This is a genomic window from Ohtaekwangia sp., from assembly GCF_036568665.1.
Taxonomy (GTDB): Bacteria; Bacteroidota; Bacteroidia; order Cytophagales; family Cyclobacteriaceae; genus Ohtaekwangia.
The window spans coordinates 34,236-51,528 of sequence record NZ_DATCSD010000168.1; the positions used below are offsets into that span (position 1 = coordinate 34,236).

Sequence of the window (17,293 nt, forward strand, 5' to 3'; positions counted from 1 at the left end):
TTATCTGATTTGCTGGCCGATAGTAAAGTGGAATTGTGAGCCGCTAACAGCACCTCTTCCATTCAACGGCACAGGATCAAATCCATATCCCCAGTTCAAACCAATCAATCCAAATGCCGGCATGAATATACGAGCGCCAAAGCCTGCTGACTTATACAATTTAAACGGATTAAAGTCATCGTAATTGTTCCAGTTGTTTCCACCCTCGGCAAATACAAAACCATAGATGGTTGCAGCATTTCCTGTTGTAACAGGGTAACGCAATTCGAGACCCAGCTTGTCGTATGCAATGCCCCCAGCTGTCACCCCAGCTCCACTGTTCAGACTTGTATTATAGTACGGAGGAGTCAACACATTGTTCTGATATCCACGAAGACCAATTACTTCCTGACCAAGCAAGAATGAGTTAAATCCACCGGCCAATCCATCACCACCCAGATAGAATCGTTCGAATGGTCCTATACCAGCTTTGTCAGTATACTTACCAATAAATCCGAAGTGAGCTTTCGCTTCGAGTACCAATTTTTTCTTGTTGTCGAGTGGCAAATAATATTTAGCATCAAACATCCACTTGTGATATTCAATCCACTTGTATCGTTGCGCTGCATCCGCAGTTGAGTAGTTGATATTACGCCACAATGAGAACGGAGGTGTAAGAGTAAGGCTCAATGAAATTGTAGAACCCTGCGAAGGGTACATCGGGTTATCGATGCTATTACGCGCAAGTGTTGTATTAAAGGTAAAGCTGTTTGATATACCATCGGTATAGCCGAGACCTGAGTTCCAGTTATGGAGTATATATCGTAAATACGATACAGAGTTTGTTAACGTAAAGTAATTATCAGGCCATTCGAGCAAGCGCCCTAAACCAACAGATACACTATGTACCTGCAGACGGGAAGAATTGTCGCTTGAGGACGAACTTGATCCATACGGATAACGCTGGAACGAACTATTAAAGCTTACCGACAGTGAATGTGGTTTACGTCCGCCCAACCATGGTTCTGTAAAGGAGAAGCTATAACTCTGGAAAGATCTTCCGTTCGCTTGTGCACGCAATGAAAGTCGTTGACCATCTCCTACTGGCAGAGGACGCCAGTTATCGAAGTGAGGTATATTTCGTAACGAGAAGTTGTTGAACGTTAAACCCAGTGTTCCCACAAAGCCATAGTATCCTCCCCAGCCTCCTGAAAGTTCTACTTGATCGTTAGACTGTTCCTCCACAGTCCATTCGATATCTACCGTTCCGGTCGCCTGGTTAGGCACTAGATTCTGCCCAATCTTATCTGGAGCAAAATATCCCAGTTGACCAAGTTTTTGTTGCGTACGAATGATATCCGAACGTCTGAACTTCTGGCCAGGAACTGTACTTAGCTCTCTTCGTATAACGTGATCGCTTGTGCGATCATTACCCGATATAGTAACTTCGTTGATCGTAGCCTGCTCTCCTTCTGATATACGCATCTCCACATCGATAGAATCGCCCGCAACAGCAACTTCAACAGGTGAAATATGGAAGAACAGATAACCATCATCCATATACAAACCACTAATGTCTAATCCCTTCGGGTTGAATTGTAATTTCTTATCAATAAGTTCCTTGTTATATACATCACCTTTACTGATGGCGAGAACGGCACTCAACTGCTTGTCGGTATATATATAGTTACCTGTCCAGATGATATTGCGGAAATAGTATTTAGGACCTTCATAGATCTTAAAGTCTATATTGATAGTACGGTTATCATGAGCATATACTGTATCCACCACTATTTCAGCATCCCTGTATCCTTTTGAGTTATAGTATTCTATTATCTTCTTTTTATCCTCTTCGTAATCTGCCTGAATAAATTTAGAGCTTGTGAAAAGGTTTAGCTTTACATTATCATTTAGAAACTCTTTAAATTCTTTTTTGCTAACGGTATAACTCGAGTCGAAAAACTCTTTTGGGTTCAACGAGAATAATTCTTGCAATAATGTTCTATGTAAAGCAAATCTCGGACGTTCGTGCGTCTTCTTCATTTTCTTTTTAAGCTTGGCATCATCTAGCTCCTTATTGCCAACAAATGAGATTCTGTTGATCTTTACTTTTGATTTCGGATTAACGGCAATCTTCAGACGTATACCATCGCGGTTGAGTGTATCTTTCTCCTGCAGAATTTTTACTTCTGTATTCAGGAAGCCTTTCTTAACAAAATATTTTCTTACGGCTAACTCCGTATTACGGATCATAGCATCGTTCACAATTTTACCGCGAATAAGTGTGAGGTCTTCTTTAAGACCACTTTCCTGTGATTTGTTTATGCCCGTAAAATAAAAACCTGTGAGTCTTGGTCGCTCTGCCAATACAATGTTGAGGAAAACGTTAGTGCCTTCTACCTTATCAACCTGGATCGTTACATCGCCAACAAGTCCGTGTTTCCAGAGACTGCGAATGGCATTTGTAATGGCATCTCCTGGTATTTTTATTTTATCACCCACCTTCAATCCGGTAAGCGATACCATCGCATTCTTATCAAGAACATTAAGCCCTGTTACTTCTATACCAGCGATCGTGTACTCTACCGGGTTGGCATAGTTGAGCGTATTTTCCGTACCAGCACTATTACGATTTTTTCTGAATTGAGCCCAGGCATTTGCCGTAATACCAATCAGGATAATCAGAAATAAAACTTTCTTCATCAACTTACGGGGTTCAATTGTTCGCTTGTTTTTCCAAATCTTCGTTCGCGCTGCTGATACGACCAGATTGCTTCATACAGGGTTTCCTTTCGGAAGTCCGGCCAGAGTGTGGGAGTGATAAACAATTCAGTGTATGCAATCTGCCACAGTAAAAAATTGCTCACGCGCAGTTCGCCACTGGTCCTGATCAGCAACTCTGGATCTGGGATGCCTGAAGTCTCCAAATAGTTTTCAAAGACCCGTTCATTTATTTCGCCCGGAGTTAATTTTCCTTCCTTCACATCGGCAGCTATTTTATTCACTGCCTTAAGTATCTCCCACCTGCCACTATAGCTTAGCGCCAAGTTAAGTATCATTCCGCTGTTGTTCTTTGTCTGATCAATAGCCCACTGAAGGTTTTTCTGACAATCTTGTGGCAGATGAGATGTTTCTCCAATAGTGGAAAGCTTTACCTGATTTTCCATTAACGTTCCGATCTCCTGTTTCAGTGTGCTCACCAGGAGTTCCATTAAGCCATCGATCTCAGCTTTCGGCCTGTTCCAGTTTTCTGTAGAGAAAGCGTATAAAGTCAGATACTTAATCCCTAATTCTCCGCAGCCTTCGGTTACATCGCGCACTGCCTGCACAGCATTACGGTGACCAAAAATGCGCATAGCACCTTTCTTTTTAGCCCATCGACCATTACCATCCATGATAACAGCAATGTGCTTGGGCAAATTATTGAGATCGATATGTTCTTTCAGGGAAGCCACAGGGGGCCAAAAGTAGTAAAAAGCGATTTGGGTTAAAAGCCTGTGGAGTGATGTACTCTTACTATTTATACGGATTTTTGGGGCATGGAATGTCGTAGAAGGTACGGGTTATGCTAATGCCGAGATAATAATAGGCATCGTTGTCGTTAGGATTTCCGTACTTGAAATTTTTATAGCGCTGATCACCTGCAGAGACGTTGTCGAGGTAATCAAAAAATGTTTTACGCACACCAAACTCCAATGAAAAATACCATTTAGGTGTATATACATATTTGATGCCGGCACCAAACGGAACAGCCATCTGTACATTGCTATACTCAGCCGTTTTCTCGGCATTGCCGGATATTCCAAATAAGCCAAGACCACCAAAGAGATAAGGTGAAAGTCTGACGAATTTTTTTGGATCACGCCAGTTCAAAAAATGATACTCCATAACCAATGAAGCCTCCATGAGAAACAGATCGAATGATGCATCGCGTTGAACAGCGAAAGCATCGATCGGTTTTTCTGAGGCTCCAATCTTTCCCCCCGTAATGGCAGTGCGCAAGCTCACTACATTGCTCAGATTAGAGCGGTAGAAAACTGTAGCCGCCGGCTTTGAATATTTAAAATTATAGAAACGTACGAGGTCGCCCGTATAGTTAAACGTACCAATTCCAAAACCTACTTCCGATCGTTGTGCGAATGCTGACATTACACTCGCCAAGATTAATCCAACAACTATAGACGCTTTGCTGGAGATATTTATCATCTGAATTTTGCCCTGTGAAATGATTTGCCAAGTATATAGGTAAGCTTGATAGAAGTTACCATAATGATATCTCTGTTGCCTTTGCTTCCGCGGAGGTTGGTATTACCCTTGGCATCTGTGTATTCTTCTCCGTATCCTGACAACACGTTATAGGTTTGTCCGTCACGTCCTGTATAGGAATGATCAGGAGGAAGTATCTCGTTTGTTCGATAAGACATTGCCTTTGCAAGTTCATTATTTCCAAAAACTCCGAGGTCAACATAACTCTTGCTCACATCATCAATATAGTCTGTGAACAGATAGCGGAAGCCAATCTCTCCGGAGAGATCGAACACCTCGTTAAGTCTAAAACGTGCACCGATACCAATTGGTATAGATACCTGAATTCTTTTATACGGTTTTATACCATAGTTAGCGTCACCTTCCTGTAACTGTGAGTGTTGACCTTCTGTGCCAAGAGGTTGCAGACTTACCCACTTACCAGCTTCCGGTAATGGATTACCTTGCAAATCTGTTGCCGGGGCTTTTGCCTGAGGATTGTGGTGAAATACAGCTACACCAGCAAATATATAGGGAGTCCAAGCCACACGACTGATATACGTTGCCTGGTTTTCGAACAGATCTATACTTGCTACAATTGAAAGTTCCTGTATGCGGTTTCTGAAAGATAGATTTCGCCTGTAGCGATATACACCATTGTCCAAGTCTGCGGCATCTGCTGACTTCTGATCAGAGCCTCGCAGTGTTCCATACATGAACTGCGCTGTTAAAGTATAGCGCGGGCCAAAGCGATGACCGAACGATAAACCGATAGCTGGTCGAGTGAAAGATATATCGGTACTGAATTTACTGGTGGTTGGTGCTAAGTCACCATAATAATTCAATGCATTGACCGAAAGACCAATCATACTATAGACTTTCTCCTTACCAAAGACAGATTTCCTTCCCCGGTAAGTCATCATCCTCTTATTGTTTTTCTGAATTTGCCTTCTGTTCATTTGAGCCAGGACGTCTTGCGCTCCTGTTAACAACAGAGTAGTAAATAAGGCCAAGATTAGCTTTCTCATGGACGCATCTATAGATCAGTGAATTACAAAAGTAAATATTTAATTTCGAATGTCCAGCCCCCAGTTTAGCTTTTGCCTCAACGTCTTGAAGTAATGTTGCCCCTCTAATTGTATCAAATTTACCTTGAAATCGGCCTTCGATACCTTCAATTTAATGGTGGCATCAACGGAGGCTACACGCGAATCGAGGGATATTAAAAATTTTTTACTTCTTCCTTCAACACCAAAAGTTATTTCAGAACCATCGGCTACTACGATTGGTCTAACCGTAAGATTATGGGGACTCACGGGTGTGATTACAAAATTTTCGGATCGAGGAAAGATTAAAGGACCTCCACAACTAAGTGAATAACCGGTAGAACCTGTGGGTGTCGCTACAATTATTCCATCAGCCCAATAAGAATTAAGAAACTCTCCATCGATATAGGTGTGAATGGTAATCATAGACGAGCTGTCTTTCTTCACGATTGTTACATCGTTCAGTGCGAAGTTCAAATCGCCAAACACGTCCTTATTGGTCTCCAGGCGCAAAACTGAACGCATGTCAAGTGTATAAGCGCCTTCACAGACCTTCATTACTGCCTGTTCGGCCTCTTCTTTACTGTTTGTAGCGAGAAAGCCCAGTCGGCCGGTGTTGATACCCAATACGGGTATTTCCTGTTTTCCGATATGTGTAACAGAGTCGAGCAAAGTGCCATCGCCACCAATGCTTATTAGGGCGTCAACTTTTTTTAAAGAGTCGCCAATGTCAAAAGTTTTGAGCTTTAGTTTTTTGAAAGCAGGAGCTGTAAGGAATCTGCTGAACTTCTCCGATACCAGTATCTCTGCTTTATAGCTCGAGAGAGCTTCAAAAACACGAATGATGAAAGGCGCTGATTGACGGTTAAATTCTTTTCCATGTACAGCGATACGCATGCGATGTCTGGTTTAAATCTTACTGAGGCCGTCTTTACATGTTAAAGATAGAAACGACTGATCGATAGAACAACGACTGAAGAAGGATTATGATAACGCAATCGTTGGATACAATAAGATATTAGTATGTCTTTCTCAGCAAGAGAGACGCCCAGGTTTCACGTTCATCTCTTTGTACCTCTTGCAAACTAAATTTTGCACCTTCATTCAACAGGTCTGCAATATCATGAGTATAAAATCCACTGAGCAGGAGTAATCCACCGGGTACGAGGTATTGCTGATATAGCTTGATCTCATCCAGCAACACATTCTTGTTGATGTTAGCAAGTATAATGTCAAACGTTCCGGTAATGTCCAACTGTTGAAGTTTACCCTGCTGCAAGGAAATGTTTGTACACTGATTCACTTCAATATTCTCATTGCCATTTATAACGCTCCATTCGTCTATATCAAAAGCCACCACTTCCTTCGCGCCTCGTTTAGAGGCCATGATTGAAAGTATAGCCGTGCCACAACCTGCATCCATCACACGCTTATGTTGATGATCTATCGTGAGCTGCCCCTTCACCATCAGGTAGGTTGTTTGATGATGCCCTGTGCCGAACGACATCTTGGGCGTAATGGTAATTACGTATGGATATTCTTTCTCGATCTTATGAAACTCAGCACGAATAACACACTGGTCTTCTACAAAAATGGGTTGATAACTCTTCTCCCACTCTTCATTCCAATTTTGTTTTTCAATACGATCCTGATAAAAGACTAATGGAAATTGCCTACCATAACGTTCCTTTACTTCGAGCAGTCTTTCCTTATCGTAATTCTCAAGCTCAACATAGGCTTCAAATCCTTTTTCTGTTTCCATAAATGTATCGAAACCCGCCTCTGCAATTTCGGCCATCAGGATTTCAGAAAAATCAGGATCACAGATTACTTGGAGGCGGGTATAATACATATTCAAAATGACAGCGTATAGATTAAGCTCCTTTGATAACTTCTGTAAATTCTCTCGACTTCAAAGAAGCTCCACCCACTAAACCACCATCTACATCCGGACATGCAAAAAGTTCTTTTGCGTTAGCAGCATTTACACTTCCTCCATAAAGTATAGAAATAGAATCTGCAACGGACTGGCCATACTTCGCAGCAAGATGCTTGCGAATTACTGCGTGCATATCCTGTGCTTGTTGTGCAGTAGCGGTCTTACCCGTTCCTATAGCCCATACCGGTTCGTAGGCAATTACAATTTTCTTGATTGTATCAGCATCGAGGTGAAAGAGACTTTCTTCAACCTGTTTTTTTACCAAGGCTTCGTGCCCATTGCTCTCACGCACTTCAAGCGGCTCTCCGCAGCAGTAGATCGGAGTTAATCCGTGCTTCAATGCTATATCTACTTTCTTGGCCAGTAATTTTCCATCTTCACCAAAATATTGTCTGCGCTCGCTGTGGCCAAGAATTACATACGGCACGCCTATAGATTTAAGCATTGCAGCAGATACCTCACCGGTATAGGCGCCAGACTCATGCTCGCTGCAGTTCTGTGCACCAATCGATATCCGGGCACTTGCACCCAGTTGGTTTTTGATGGGCAACAGATAAGGAAAAGGAACACAGAAAATAATTTTAGCATCGCTCTTTACTTCATCGGCTACCATACCTGCTATTTCAGAGGCAAGTATGTTTCCCTCTTCAAGAGTCTTGTTCATCTTCCAGTTTCCGGCTACAATTTTCTGGCGCATAGTCAATATTGTTTGGTTATGATTTTTTTGAGCGTCAAAGATAGAGTGATAAAGCTAAAAGCTGAAAGTAAACCAGCCTGAATTTATACTCTATCCAAAATGATTAACCCCTATCTTTTATTGGGTTTGTAATGCGATTCGCGAAAAAGCTGCTGCGCATTACTGATCTCCATCAGTTGAGGAAGTGTGGTTTCCGGATGCGACTCCATATACTTATTCACAATACGCCAGCCAACCCACTGCCCTATACGGCCCGGGCATTTCTCACCTACCTGCACAGTTACCGGGCGCTCGCCTAAATAATCTTTCTTTACTACATGACTTGTTTCAAACAGCACATTGCTTTCAATGAAGCGTGCCCATATCAGATCTTCATTGGCACGTGAGCCTCTTATCTCTTCAGGAGTATACCAGATCAGCACACTATCGGGTATACATGGCAGCATATGTTTGGCAAAGTAAAACGACTTTCCGTAGGCAACCATATCAGCCAAAACAGTTTTATCCTTCATATCTGTTTTGTTGAAATAATTGTCAATGCCATAGATGAGCAAACACGATGGCACAATGTCATCCGGATCATATTTACGCAACAGGTAATCATAAACCTTCGGGCGATACTTGGCTCCTTTACCAAGATAAAAATCCAGACTCACAATAATGAGCGAATCGCTCACTAACATATCCGTATCCAATCCGGAAATTATAGTTTGTATTTTGGGAGGAGTAAAATCAGGATAATAATATTGGAGATTGGTAAAGGCTTCTTCAAATGTAGCCTTCAAAGACGACAGATCACCGAACACTCTTTTTACTTCGGATTGTATCGTATCAAGATGCGGATTATTGAATCGCGCATATAGTTCATTTATAAAAACAGAATCTCCCGGATATTCTGCTCTGCGAAATATATAGTCGCGAATCAATGGTTGGTGCGTTAGTACATTTACCAGATCCGTTTTACTCTTCACATTTACCAGCGAATCCTGAAACTGCTCTAGTACAACAGTAACTTTTTTGCCTGCAGTATCGGGAACAAAAGCACATTTGTCTTCTTCCTCTTTTGTACAACCGGCCAGCACAAGTATAAAGAAGGAAACTGCAAGCAGTAAATTCTTCATATAATTAGAAATTTAAGCTGCGAAGATCGACTTTTTTATGACACAGAAACAACGCGCAGCAAGAGGTATTATTTCGCATCGAAGGTGAGCGAATTTACCTGCTGATCTTTGGTAAGGCGCAAACTTTTTACTTTACCACGAACGGTAACGTGTACGAGATTCGATTGATCGTCATGTATTTCCATGATGATGTTGTTCATCACCTGCACGGTTTTTAATTTTTTTATATTCTCAACTTCCACATAAAATATAAATGCTTCACCTTCCTGTTCATGCCCCAGGTAATGTAGTTTTTGTGCTTTGTTATCTACTGTAATCTTGAGATGATCGTTAATATAGGGCATCATCATAGCATCAATTGTAGTGCCTTTGGGTGCAGTTATATCCAGCTCTGGCTGATTCATTTTTTGACGCATCGTCAATTCCAGATCATCTACAAAAACACGCATCATAATCTCCAGCGCTTTGTCCTTTTCATCAAACTCGATCTCGGTTACCGATACATGAAGCGGGTGCAGCATAATGGAAAAGATCATGCTATGAACGAATGACAGAAATGAAAATGAAGTCATGAAATACTGTGCTTGAAAACTTTAACGGTTTCAAAAATAATACCGAATGCAGAAATTAACGAACCTTCTTTCACACCACTTGATCCGTCTATAACCTTTTTGTAAAAGCCCGAACAGAATACGTTCGCTGTTTTTCAAAATTATCTCCTATACTTGTGCCCTTTTTAAATTCTTCATTTGGTTAACTATGAGCGAGTTTCAACTGTATTTCGGCTTGGGCAAAGACCACATTCTGGATTATACCAACGGCTATGACCACATTCTATTTGTGGTTGCGCTCTGTGCGTTATACCTCATGCGCGACTGGCGCCAGGTGCTTATTCTGGTTACTGCGTTCACCATCGGTCACTCCGTCACACTGGCACTTGCTACACTTTCAATTATATCGGTTAAGGCAGAGCTTATCGAGTTTCTTATACCACTCACCATCTTTATAACCGCGGCTTCTAACCTGTTTAAAAATGAAGACAATCTTTCAGGGCGACCTATCCAGCTAAACTATTTTTTTGCTGCATTCTTCGGGCTTATCCACGGCCTGGGATTTTCTTATTATCTCAAAAGTATTCTCGGTAAAGATGAGCGGATCATATCCCAGCTATTAGCCTTTAATCTTGGCCTGGAGGTTGGCCAGATAATTATTGTTGCCATCTTTCTGACAGCCAGTTTTCTTTTGGTCGATTTATTCAGCGTAAACCGGAGAGACTGGAAAATGGTGATCTCATCCGCTGTAGCGGGAATCGCTTTGATGTTAATGAAAGAAAAAGCATTTTGGATCGGATAATACTTATTAACCTATATATGAAACGTATCTTAAAAATTTCCCTCCTGGTCGTGACGATGCAGGCAGCCTGGGCACAGGAAACGCCCAAGTGGCAAGGCAAGTTTGAGCAACTTGATCAAATCTTGCCAACCCCGAACGAATACCGGTCGGGCTCTGGTGCACCAGGACCCAAATACTGGCAACAAAAAGCTGACTATGTTATTAATGTTGAATTGAATGATGAAAACCAAAGCGTGACCGGTTCTGAAACCATCACCTATCATAATAATTCTCCTGATGTATTACGTTACCTCTGGTTGCAGCTCGACCAGAATAAACTGGCAGAAGGTAACATGACACAAAAGACAAGAGCCACTACACTACGCGATTCTGTTGATGCAAAAACAGCAGGCTCTACCTATAACTTGTACGACTTTGATGGAGGCTTCAAGATCAAGTCAGTGAAAGATGCTGGTGGTAAAGAATTACCTCACCTGGTAAACTATACTATGATGCGCATTGATCTGCCCCAACCACTTAACCCCGGACAGAAATATACCTTCTCTATTGATTGGTCATACAATATCAATGATGGAGTGCGGGTTCGTGAACGTACGCAGTTTGAATACTTCCCAGAAGATGGTAACTATTCGTATGTAATTGCTCAGTGGTTTCCTCGCATGTGTGTATATGACGACTATGAAGGATGGCAGAATAAACAATTCCTCGGACAAGGCGAATTTGCTTTACCATTCGGTGATTACAAAGTGAAGATCACTGTTCCTGCCGATCACATCGTAGGGGCTACCGGTCAATTGAAAAATGCTGAAGCTGTATTGAGCAAAGAACAGGTTGATCGCCTCAACAAAGCAAAAACTTCATTTGATAAACCTGTTATTATCGCTACACAACAGGAGGCTGTTCAACGCGAAAAAACAAAATTGAAAGAGAAGAAGACTTGGGAGTTCCAGGCTGAGAACGTGCGCGACTTTGCATTCGCCACATCACGTAAATTTATATGGGACGCACAAGCTGTAAAGATCGGAAGTAAAACTCCGCTGGCGATGTCTTTCTATCCAAAAGAAGGAAATCCGCTGTGGGAAAAAGAATCTACCAAAGCCGTTAAGAATGCTATCGAAGTATACTCTCGCATGACGATCGATTATCCTTACCCGGTAGCAATCTCTGTTCATGCTGCACACCAGGGCATGGAGTATCCTATGATCTGTTTCAACTATGGTCGTCCAGCAAAAGACGGAACTTATACTCCTGCAGTTCGCAAAGGAATGATTGGAGTAATCGTACACGAAGTGGGTCATAACTTCTTCCCGATGATCATCAACAACGATGAGCGCCAAACCACCTGGATGGATGAAGGTGTAAATACATTTGTTCAATTGGTAACAGAGATTGAACGTTACCCAGATGTGGACTTCGACAGAGGTAAACCTGCTGCGTTGGTTCCGTATATGAAAGGGGACCGCACAACGATGCGCCCGCTGATGATAAACTCCGAGCAGGTAATTCAATTTGGTAACGAACAATATGCAAAGGCAGGAACGGGTTTGTTCATGCTGCGTGAGACTATTATGGGTCGTGAGTTGTTCGATAAAGCTTTCAAAGAATATGCAAACCGCTGGGCCTTTAAACATCCTAAGCCTGCAGACTTCTTCCGTACAATGGAAGATGCATCGGCTGTAGATCTTGATTGGTTCTGGAAAGGATGGTTCTATACTACCGATGTTTGTGATCAATCGATCGACCAGGTGAAGTGGTTCAAGATGCGCAAAGAAGAAACAGATCCTGAAAAGAAAAATCTGAAAGTAAAGCAAGGCGACTTGAATGCTGATGGCAGCGAAAAGAAATTCGATAACTTCAACAACGGTCCTGAGCCATTCAGTCTTACGAATACAGACCCTCGCATGTATGGTGAATTCAGAAGCACCATCGATGACAAGGCGATCATGCAGAAGCTGGATAATAAAAATATATACGAAGTAACGTTGAGTAATAAAGGCGGACTGGTGATGCCGGTAATTATTCAGTGGACGTATAAAGATGGTTCAAAAGAAATTGAACGTATACCGGCAGAGATCTGGCGCATCAATGAAACGAAAGTGACCAAGGTATTTGTGAAGGATAAAGAAGTGACCAACATTGTGATCGATCCTTATCAGGAAGTTACCGATATCAATGCGCAGGACAACACCTTCCCGAAAACGGCTTCTTCTAAATTTGACGATTTCAAAAAGAAAAACTAATACCGTTATCTGTTACACGTTAATAGCACTCGCGGGTATTAACGTGTAACAATCAACTGATAACGGAACATGAATTCAACAACATCATGAGAGTACTATTAGCAATTATATTCACGTGTGTGCTGATCCGTGTATCAGCACAGACACAACCACAGCAACAGTGGAAAGGTAAATTTGAACAACTCGATCAGATACTGCCAACGCCCAATGCTTATCGCACAGGCTCTGGTGCTCCGGGCCAAAATTACTGGCAACAACGTGCTGACTATGTTATAAATGTTGAGGTAGACGACAATACACAATTGCTCACCGGATCAGAGACTATAACTTATCACAACAATTCTCCTGAGCCTTTAACATTCCTCTGGCTTCAGCTCGATCAAAATATACTAGCAGATGATAACATGACCTCACAAACCAAGACTGGTGCTGTGCGCGACTCTGTACCTGCAGGTTTCTTTAACATGATGACGGGCGTAAAGACATCTGACTATAAAGGCGGATATACTATCAAATCGGTAAAAGATGCTGCTGGCAAAGCACTGCCTCATACGATCAACCACACGATGATGCGTGTTGATCTGCCTGCGCCACTCAAAACTGGTGAGAAATATACTTTCTCTATTGACTGGAGCTATACTGAATACAATCGCCAGATATTTAATCAACGGGGTGGCTATGAGTTTTTTCCGGATGATGGCAACTATGTATATACTTTCGCGCAGTGGTTCCCACGCATGTGCGTGTTCGATGATTATGAAGGATGGCAGAACAAACAGTTCCTCGGGCAAAGTGAGTTTGCACTTACCTTCGGAAATTACCGCGTGCGTATTACCGTTCCTGCCGATCACATCGTAGGAGCAACAGGTACTATTCAGAATCCGAAAGAGGTGTTAACAAAAGAACAGCAAGAACGCCTGGAGAAAGCAAAGAAATCATTTGACCAACCGGTGTTTATCGTTACACAGGACGAAGCTGTTCAGAAGGAAAAAACAAAAGCCACCAAGAAAGCAACGTGGGAGTTTTATGCAGAGAACGTTCGCGATTTTGCTTTTGCTTCTTCACGTAAATTTATCTGGGATGCACAATCGGTAAAGGCTGGCGACAAAACACCACTAGCCATGTCGTTGTATCCGAAAGAAGGAAATCCGTTGTGGGAAAAGGAATCAACCAAGGCTATCAAAAATGCATTGGAAATATACTCTCAGCGCACGTTCAATTATCCTTACCCGGTAGCATACTCTATTCACACAGCGAATCAGGGTATGGAATATCCGATGATTTGCTTCAACGGTTCACGCCCCAACAAAGACGGTACCTATTCACAGCAAAAGTTGATCGGTCTTGTACAGGTAGTTGTACACGAAGTGGGGCACAACTTCTTCCCGATGATCGTTAACTCAGACGAGCGTCAGTGGACCTGGATGGACGAAGGCTTGAACACTTTCCTTGAAAAAGAAACCGTACGCGTCCGCTATCCTGAACTATATGGCACACATGGTACACCAAAAGGTATCATTCCTTTTATGAAGGGTGACAAGAGCCAGATGCGTCCGATCATGAGCAACGGTGACGATATGCGCTATAACGAGTTTGGTGCTAACGGCTATACCAAACCTTCTGCAGCACTTACACTGCTTCGCGAAACGGTGATGGGTCCTGAGTTGTTTGATAAAGCATTCAAAGAATACTCTGAGCGCTGGGCCTTCAAACATCCGAAGCCTGCAGATTTCTTCCGTACGATGGAAGACGCATCGGGTGTTGACCTTGATTGGTTCTGGAGAGGCTGGTTCTATTCTACAGACAATGTTGATGTTTCTGTTGAAGATGTAAAGTGGTTCCAGTTAAAGAACGAACAGGTTGATCCTGAAAAGAAAAACGTAAAGACTAAAAAGGGAGACCTTAATGCCGAGAAAACCAACGGTAACGCTACTGATTTCAGCAATGGTCCTGAACAATTTACACTTGTTAATACGCCTGACCAGATGTATGGCGAGTTCAGAAGCCGCATTAACGATAACGATGTGCGTAAAAAACTGGAAGGCAGAAATATATACCAGGTCAAATTCAAAAACGTTGGTGGCCTGGTAACTCCGCTGGTAATTGAGTGGACATATAAAGATGGTTCAAAAGAAATTGAACGTATACCGGCCGAGATCTGGCGCATTAATGAAAACGAAGTGGTGAAAGTTTTTGTGAAGGATAAAGAAGTGGTAAACATTGCCCTCGATCCTAACTTTGAGCTGGCTGATATAGATATGGCAAACAACGTTTTCCCGAAGAAAGCTGTTGATTCCAAATTCGATCAGTTTAAAAAGAACAACTAATTGATTTTTGTTTTAAAAAACATAGAGCCATCCTTTAAAAGGGATGGCTTTTTTATTTATTTAACCTTATGATTCCGAAAACTCATTAACCCATGAAATTCTATATTCTCATTATCCCGGCTCTTCTGCTAAGTATATTTGCCAGCGCACAGGACCAAAAAAAATGGCAAGGTAAATTTGAACAGCTCGATCAGCTTTTGCCAACGCCCAACCAGTATCGTACTGGTTCCGGTGAACCTGGCGCTAAATACTGGCAGCAACGTGCCGACTATACAATCGATGCAGAGATCGATGAACCTACCAATACACTGAAAGGCAAAGAGACCATCACTTACTATAACAATTCACCGGAGACGTTGAAATATCTCTGGCTTCAACTGGATCAGAATATCAATAAAAAGGGCAACGAAGATTTTGGCAATTACTTCGGCCCTGTTCGCGATTCTCTTCCAACACTATATATGCAGTACATCACACGTGCTGTTGAGTTTGAAGGTGGCTACAGCATTCAGTCGGTAACGGATAAAGCCAGCAAGAATCTTCCGATCACTATCAACAACACCATGATGCGTATAGACCTGCCGGTAGCTGTCAAGCCCGGTGAGAGCTATACATTTAACGTAGCATGGACGTATCCTATAACTGATAGAAGTTTATTCCTCCTCTCACGCGAAGGTTATGAACACTTCCCTGAAGACAACAACAATGTATACCTGATTGCACACTGGTTCCCACGCATGTGCCAGTTCGATGATTATGAAGGATGGCAGAATAAACAGTTCCAACGTCTCGGAGAATTTGCATTGGAGTTTGGAACGTATAAAGTAAATATTACCGTGCCGGCCGATCACCTTGTTGCATCTACCGGTGCATTGCTCAATGCCAAAGATGTTCTCTCTGCCAAAGAGCTGGAACGTTTTGAAAAAGCAAAATCATCGTTCGATAAACCAACGATAATTGTAACAGAAGAAGAAGCGCGCGCTAAAGAGAAAACAAAATCAACCGCGAAGAAGACCTGGAAATTTCAGGCCGACAATGTGCGCGATGTAGCGTTTGCTTCATCCCGTAAATTCATTTGGGATGTGCAGGCCGTAAAACTTCCTACCAACACGGTATTGGCCATGTCATTCTATCCGAAAGAAGGGTTACCAGTATGGTCTGAAGAATCTACCAAAGCTGTAAAGAACGCTGTTGAGATATACTCGAAATATACTTTCGATTATCCGTACCCGGTAGCTATATCTGTGAACACATCCAATATAGGTATGGAGTTTCCGATGATCAGTTTCAACGGAGGTCGTCCGCGTAACGGACAAATGAGCGATAATGCCAAGGCTGGCATGATCGGAACAATTGTGCATGAAGTTGGGCATAATTACTTCCCGATGATTGTAAGCTCCGATGAGCGCCAGTGGATGTGGATGGATGAAGGACTGAATACATTCTTGCAAACACGCACCGAGATGGAACGTTACCCTGCATTTCATCATACTACACCTAAAGATATAGTGCCCTATATGAAAGGCGATAAGAGCGTGATGCGCCCGGTGATGAATACATCGGATAATGAACGCTTAAATGCTTTTGGCTCCAACTACTATGCAAAACCTACTGTGGCATTGACAATCCTTCGCGAGACGATTATCGGGAAAGATTTGTTTGATAAAGCTTTCAAGGAATATGCTAACCGTTGGATGTACAAGCATCCGCGTCCGGCAGATTTCTTCCGGATGATGGAAGAAGCTACAGCCGTTGACCTTGATTGGTTCTGGCGAGGATGGTTCTTTACTACCGACAACGTGGATATATCGGTGGAAGATGTGAAGTGGTATAAACTCAATACAGCACAGGCAAATGTTGAGAACAAAAACAAAACAGCAAAAGCTGGCGACCTCAGCGCCAAAGCAACAGATAAGCCCAACTCTGACTTTAGTCAGGGACCACAGCCATTTACTGTGCTGAATACAGAAGATAAAGCTTACGGAGAATTTCGCAGTCGCATTGACGATAACGCCGTACGCCAAAAACTGGATGGCAAAAATATATACCAGGTGAAATTCAAGAACAACGGTGGACTGGTTATGCCGCTTCTGATTGAGTGGACCTATAAAGATGGCTCGAAAGAAGTCGAAAATATACCAGCCGAGATCTGGCGCACAAATGAAAATGAAGTGAACAAGGTTTTTGTCAAAGAAAAAGAGGTTGTAAATATTGCGCTCGATCCTAACTCCGACTTAGCGGATGTAGATGTTAGCAATAATGTGTTCCCCAAGAAACCGGCAGAGTCAAAATTCGATCAATTCAAAAAGACCAACTAAAAAATTACCTCGCGCCTTGATAACCTCA

13 protein-coding genes are annotated in these 17,293 nt (G+C 42.4%); 4 read left to right on the forward strand and 9 right to left on the reverse strand.

Features of this window, described 5'->3' with window-relative positions; genetic code table 11:
* The 9 genes from VIN08_RS09795 to VIN08_RS09835 all read right to left on the reverse strand — a co-directional run bounded on the left by VIN08_RS09795 (position 1) and on the right by VIN08_RS09835 (position 9,599).
* Positions 1-2,682: a BamA/OMP85 family outer membrane protein gene (locus tag VIN08_RS09795; protein WP_331963852.1), complete on the reverse strand. Its 2,682-nt coding sequence runs from the start codon at positions 2,680-2,682 to the stop codon at positions 1-3.
* Positions 2,682-3,425 carry an isoprenyl transferase gene (locus VIN08_RS09800; protein WP_331963911.1) on the reverse strand — a complete coding sequence of 248 codons (744 nt, stop codon included), beginning with the start codon at positions 3,423-3,425 and terminating at the stop codon, positions 2,682-2,684. Before VIN08_RS09800 ends, VIN08_RS09795 begins: the two co-directional genes overlap by 1 nt.
* A gap of 70 nt (positions 3,426-3,495) precedes the next feature.
* Positions 3,496-4,185: a DUF6089 family protein gene (locus tag VIN08_RS09805; RefSeq protein WP_331963855.1), complete on the reverse strand. Its 690-nt coding sequence runs from the start codon at positions 4,183-4,185 to the stop codon at positions 3,496-3,498.
* Positions 4,182-5,147, reverse strand: coding sequence for a DUF6089 family protein (locus VIN08_RS09810; RefSeq protein WP_331963858.1), 966 nt, complete (start codon positions 5,145-5,147; stop codon positions 4,182-4,184). Before VIN08_RS09810 ends, VIN08_RS09805 begins: the two co-directional genes overlap by 4 nt.
* Before the next feature lie 144 nt (positions 5,148-5,291).
* Positions 5,292-6,167 carry an NAD kinase gene (locus VIN08_RS09815; RefSeq protein ID WP_331963860.1) on the reverse strand — a complete coding sequence of 292 codons (876 nt, stop codon included), beginning with the start codon at positions 6,165-6,167 and terminating at the stop codon, positions 5,292-5,294.
* 121 nt (positions 6,168-6,288) lie between these two features.
* Entirely contained in the window at positions 6,289-7,122 is an 834-nt protein-coding gene (prmA, locus tag VIN08_RS09820) for a 50S ribosomal protein L11 methyltransferase (protein ID WP_331963863.1), read from the reverse strand.
* A 22-nt stretch (positions 7,123-7,144) separates the two neighbouring features.
* Complete coding sequence (gene tpiA / locus VIN08_RS09825) at positions 7,145-7,906, reverse strand: triose-phosphate isomerase (protein WP_331963866.1); 762 nt, start codon at positions 7,904-7,906, stop codon at positions 7,145-7,147.
* Positions 7,907-8,016: 110 nt separating this feature from the next.
* Positions 8,017-9,027, reverse strand: a complete 1,011-nt coding sequence (locus VIN08_RS09830) for a gliding motility lipoprotein GldB (RefSeq protein WP_331963869.1) — start codon at positions 9,025-9,027, stop codon at positions 8,017-8,019.
* A gap of 68 nt (positions 9,028-9,095) precedes the next feature.
* Positions 9,096-9,599 (reverse strand): DUF6702 family protein, encoded by a 504-nt coding sequence (locus VIN08_RS09835; RefSeq protein WP_331963872.1) that lies wholly within the window; start codon positions 9,597-9,599, stop codon positions 9,096-9,098.
* A 187-nt stretch (positions 9,600-9,786) separates the two neighbouring features.
* Here VIN08_RS09835 and VIN08_RS09840 point away from each other — a divergent pair, with 187 nt between their 5' ends.
* The 4 genes from VIN08_RS09840 (at position 9,787) to VIN08_RS09855 (ending at position 17,265) form a co-directional block, all read left to right on the forward strand.
* Positions 9,787-10,380 (forward strand): HupE/UreJ family protein, encoded by a 594-nt coding sequence (locus VIN08_RS09840; RefSeq protein ID WP_331963875.1) that lies wholly within the window; start codon positions 9,787-9,789, stop codon positions 10,378-10,380.
* Positions 10,381-10,397: 17 nt separating this feature from the next.
* Positions 10,398-12,620, forward strand: coding sequence for a M1 family metallopeptidase (locus tag VIN08_RS09845; RefSeq protein WP_331963878.1), 2,223 nt, complete (start codon positions 10,398-10,400; stop codon positions 12,618-12,620).
* Positions 12,621-12,706: 86 nt separating this feature from the next.
* Positions 12,707-14,947 carry a M1 family metallopeptidase gene (locus tag VIN08_RS09850; RefSeq protein ID WP_331963881.1) on the forward strand — a complete coding sequence of 747 codons (2,241 nt, stop codon included), beginning with the start codon at positions 12,707-12,709 and terminating at the stop codon, positions 14,945-14,947.
* A gap of 92 nt (positions 14,948-15,039) precedes the next feature.
* Positions 15,040-17,265: a M1 family metallopeptidase gene (locus VIN08_RS09855; RefSeq protein ID WP_331963884.1), complete on the forward strand. Its 2,226-nt coding sequence runs from the start codon at positions 15,040-15,042 to the stop codon at positions 17,263-17,265.
* Positions 17,266-17,293 lie beyond the last annotated feature (28 nt).